Source organism: Virgibacillus alimentarius, from assembly GCF_000709085.1.
Taxonomy (GTDB): Bacteria; Bacillota; Bacilli; order Bacillales; family Amphibacillaceae; genus Virgibacillus_B; species Virgibacillus_B alimentarius.
Genome location: NZ_JFBD01000078.1, coordinates 1 through 3,887 on the forward strand (window position 1 = coordinate 1; position 3,887 = coordinate 3,887).

Annotated in this window: 5 protein-coding genes and 1 pseudogene; 3 read left to right on the forward strand and 3 right to left on the reverse strand. The window is 33.4% G+C overall.

The features are described 5' to 3' along the window. The coding region (locus tag GZ63_RS0112540; RefSeq protein ID WP_226374409.1) for a hypothetical protein at positions 1–843 on the forward strand (843 nt) is incomplete at its 5' end. A 36-nt stretch (positions 844–879) separates the two neighbouring features. On the opposite strand, the gene GZ63_RS17930 is transcribed toward GZ63_RS0112540, so the two are convergent. Both GZ63_RS17930 and GZ63_RS0112550 read right to left on the reverse strand, forming a co-directional pair. Beyond that, positions 880–1,011 carry a YfhE family protein gene (locus GZ63_RS17930; protein WP_226374411.1) on the reverse strand — a complete coding sequence of 44 codons (132 nt, stop codon included), beginning with the start codon at positions 1,009–1,011 and terminating at the stop codon, positions 880–882. 54 nt (positions 1,012–1,065) lie between these two features. Then, positions 1,066–1,953, reverse strand: coding sequence for a TIGR01777 family oxidoreductase (locus GZ63_RS0112550; RefSeq protein WP_029270079.1), 888 nt, complete (start codon positions 1,951–1,953; stop codon positions 1,066–1,068). Between the two features lie 121 nt (positions 1,954–2,074). On the opposite strand from GZ63_RS0112550, the gene recX reads away from it, so the two are divergent. Together recX and GZ63_RS0112560 are read left to right on the forward strand one after the other, a co-directional pair. Then, positions 2,075–2,887, forward strand: coding sequence for a recombination regulator RecX (gene recX, locus GZ63_RS0112555; RefSeq protein ID WP_029270081.1), 813 nt, complete (start codon positions 2,075–2,077; stop codon positions 2,885–2,887). 30 nt (positions 2,888–2,917) lie between these two features. Further along, a complete protein-coding gene (locus GZ63_RS0112560) occupies positions 2,918–3,247 on the forward strand; it encodes a YfhH family protein (RefSeq protein ID WP_029270083.1) in 330 nt (109 codons plus the stop codon). A gap of 29 nt (positions 3,248–3,276) precedes the next feature. On the opposite strand, the pseudogene GZ63_RS18165 reads toward GZ63_RS0112560, so the two are convergent. Further along, positions 3,277–3,887 (reverse strand): annotated as a pseudogene (locus GZ63_RS18165) (metal-dependent hydrolase); the annotation flags it as partial.

Below are 3,887 nucleotides of genomic sequence, written 5' to 3' on the forward strand. Positions count from 1 at the left end.
GAGGGCTCAAGCCATGCCCGCGGAAAGCGTCCGCCAGCAGTGAAGGGTAACGGAGTTACGCTCAAAGTGTTATTAGGTAGATTGAAAATAATTAATAAGAAAATATTTAAGACTAAACATATTATACGAGGGGGCATAAGTATGAAAAGGCAGATAAAGGGTTTGTTGTACACATATATTACCGACGCTAAACATTCATTAAGTATATTTTGGACTATTTTGCTTAGTACATTGTTTATTACTTTAGTGATCGCTTATTTTTTACCAAATGCAGAGAATACAAAAATGTATTTTGTATTATCATTTCCCATTTATATTTATTGTTCGATTTTTGGTTTTATCGCAGTAAAAGAAAGCATTCCTTTTTCGATCAAAGTAGGTGCAACAAGGAAAAATATCTTTTTAAGTATAGGAATCTTTTTTATCATTTTAGCATTTTTAAAAGCGGTATTAACTAGTACATTACAAACCATACTTGAAACGATAACAGAAACGTTTGGAATCAAAACATATCAATTAATGCACCCAGCTGAACTACTTTCGAATACATGGTTAACACGTGTAATCATTGATGCTTCCGTTATGTTCTTCTTATTATCTATTATGTTTTTGATCGGTTTGGTCTTTTATAGGTATGGATTATTAGGAGGAGGAAGTGGAGTTGGTATCTTTGTTATCATTTTGTTATTAGGCTTTGCCCAAGGTTGGCTTACCGACTTTTTCATGAATTTATATCAATCATTCGACCTGACATTTTTTTATGAAGTATTATTAGTAGGGATTGTATTGTATGGCATAACTTGGTTTATGTTAAGAAAAATAACAACTGTAAAGGTAAAATAATAGAAAGAGGATCTAAATATGAAAAAACCGAAGCGATCAGCTCCGGTTTTCTCTTTGCGTAAATTGATGATATACGCGGTCAGCTTGTTTAAATTCCTTTTGATAAAGTACTTCTTGTGTTTTCTTTAAAAATTTTTCTGGCTGGTTCCCTTTTGAATTATTTCGCATCATAGCATCCCTCGCTTATAAAATAGGATTGCCTTCTTCGTTATAAATATACATTTATCTGTTAATATCCTGGAGAGCTTCTTTTAAATAAGGGAAAGCAAATTGAAAATTGTTGTCTTTAGCTTTCTTTGGCAGTACATATTGCCCTTTTGCAATTAATTGACTCATTTCACCAACTGCAACGCGGACGAAAGGATAGGGAACAGGTAGCCAGTATGGGCGTTTTAAAATATTTGCCATTATTTTTATAAAATCCTTATTTCTCTTTGGATGTGGTGCTGTGATGTTTACAGGGCCTTCTACATGGTTGTTAAATAAACAGAAGAGGATTAAGTTAACGGCATCTTCCAAATGAACCCATGAAAGCCACTGCTCCCCATTACCAATTTTTCCGCCGGCAAAAAGTTTCACAGGGAGCTGCATATATGGGAGGGCACCTTCTTTTCCTAAAATAACACCAAATCTTGTAAAGACTGTTCGGATGTCCATTTCTCTTGCTTGTTTTGCCACTTTTTCCCATTCCATTACCACTTTGGCCAAAAAGTCTTTACCAGGCTTCATTGTTGCTTCTGTGAAAATGAGGTCCTCTGAAAAGCCATAAAACCCGACAGCAGAACCACTGATCAATACATCAGGTTTTTTATGTAATTTCTTTATGATATCAAGCACTTTTTGTGTGGTATCAATTCTGCTTTTAAAAATGGCATCTTTTTTTCGTTTTGACCAATAGCCAAACAGTGATTCTCCGGCAAGATTTACAACGCCATGAATAACAGGAAGCTCTTCTGCGGGATAATTATAACTGATATAGGTAGTATTCGATGTGTTTTTATAGTTTTCAGGGGATCTTGTAAGTATATAAGTGTTATGATTTTTTTGATGAAGTGCCTTGGTAAGCTCTCTGCCAACAAAGCCAGTGCCACCAGTTATTAATATATTCAATGATACAACCACCTTTCTCAAGTAGCGTGCTTTTAAATATAGTATACGTAATAATGGACGATTCTTACAGCGATAAAGAAATGCTTTTCATGTTAATATAAGAAGAAGAGGTGTTTAAAGAATGGTGAAAATTTCACGGATCACAACGCAAAAAAAAAGTAAAACTCGTTATAACATCTTTTTAAATGATGGAGATAGTGAAAAATACGGATTTAGTGTAGATGAAGCCGTCTTAATTAAATATAGACTTCGCAAAGATCTTGACTTAGAAGCGTCAATCATTAATGAGCTCATTCAGGAAGATACGATACATAAAACATATACCCAAGTTATTCATTTTTTAAGCTACCGAATGAGGACAGAGAAAGAAATTTACGATTATTTAAGTAAAAAAGAGGTTGATCCTGCGCATATAAAGCAAATTATTGATAAGTTAATAAAGGAAAAGCTTATCGATGATAAACAATTTGCTGAATCCTTTGTTCGTACAAGAATTCAAACAACGAACAAAGGCCCAATGCTTGTAAAAAGAGAATTGATCCAAAAGGGTGTTTTAAATACGATAGCTAGTCAGTCCATCAGAGCATATACTTATGAAATTCAACATGAAAAAGCATATAAACTAGCAGAGAAAAAACGAAAACAAGTCAAAAAAAATTCTCTTCGTAAACAAGTTGAACAAATACAAGCGATCCTTATGCAAAAAGGTTTCACACAAGAAATAGTACAAGATATCATAGCATTTATAAAAAATGATGAAGATAAAGAAGCAGAATGGGAAGCAATTATTTATCATGGAGACAAATTATTTAGAAAATATGAGCGCAAAGCGTCTGGAGTTGAATTGAGGAATAAATTGAAAGCATCATTATATCGAAAAGGTTTTGATTTTGAGTTAATTAATAAATATATAGATGAATTTGTCGAAAGTTGATAAAATGAAAGCGAAGGGAGCAAAAGTAAAATGAACTATCGGTATAGTGACTATACAATAGAACAATTGCGCACAGAAATAGGAAAACTAAAAGAAAAAGCTCAAAAAGCAGAGCAATTGGGGAATATTAGTGAAGTAGCAATCAACGAACGTAAAATGCAAGTTGCTTTGGCATATACACTAAATCCTGATGATTTTAAACCTAATGAAATCTTTGAATTAAAAGGTGACCCAGGACACACATTTAAAATTAACTTCATAAATGGGGTTTTTGCTTGGGGGCATCGGATAAATTTACTGGATGAATTTTATGAAAAAGAAGAAGCTATCCCAATATCTTTATTAGGGGATAAAAAATAAAAACAACAGGCAATTTCTGCCTGCTGTTTTTAAATTGGGTTATCACCAATATATAACTTGCTTTGTAATTTGTGCTCTGAAAAAATCCAACCTGTATATGAATTCAAAATGCTCATATTATCGCCTATTTGGACTACGGCTACAAAAGGATAACGCTCATTTGACCTGTAGCGCAAATCGATAAACCGTACTTCCGTAAAATCATCATATTCAGTAATTTCCCAGCGATAAACTGGAGAGAACGACAAGAATGCGGAGACATTTTTATCCTCTTTGGCCACATCCATAATTGTTGAATCAGGCAATGGTATTTTCTCAAATTCATCTATAATTTGGATATGACCATTTTCAACAGCACCTACATAAAACTTATCAGGTGTTGTAATAGCTACTCGCCAGTAATTTTGTTTAATCGTAGGAGAAGTAGCAATTTGTGTAGTGTTTGGGAAATAATCATAAATTTTCTTTACTATTTCCTTTTTATCAATATAGCGTTTAATATAATATAGAGCAATTACCGTATAAATAATTAACCATGTATACCCTGGATTTGCACCTAATCCCCAAGCACCGATTCCAGCAATATGCAAGAGGAAAATATAGGGGTCAAAAGTGTTGATAAACCCGTAAGCTATCCATT

What these genes read in the sequence shown, in the direction of transcription:
- GZ63_RS17930 (WP_226374411.1), bottom strand. Translation starts at nt 1,011, where the DNA reads ATGCGAAATAATTCAAAAGGGAACCAGCCAGAAAAATTTTTAAAGAAA.
- GZ63_RS0112560 (WP_029270083.1), top strand. Translation starts at nt 2,918, where the DNA reads ATGAACTATCGGTATAGTGACTATACAATAGAACAATTGCGCACAGAA.
- recX (WP_029270081.1), top strand. Translation starts at nt 2,075, where the DNA reads ATGGTGAAAATTTCACGGATCACAACGCAAAAAAAAAGTAAAACTCGT.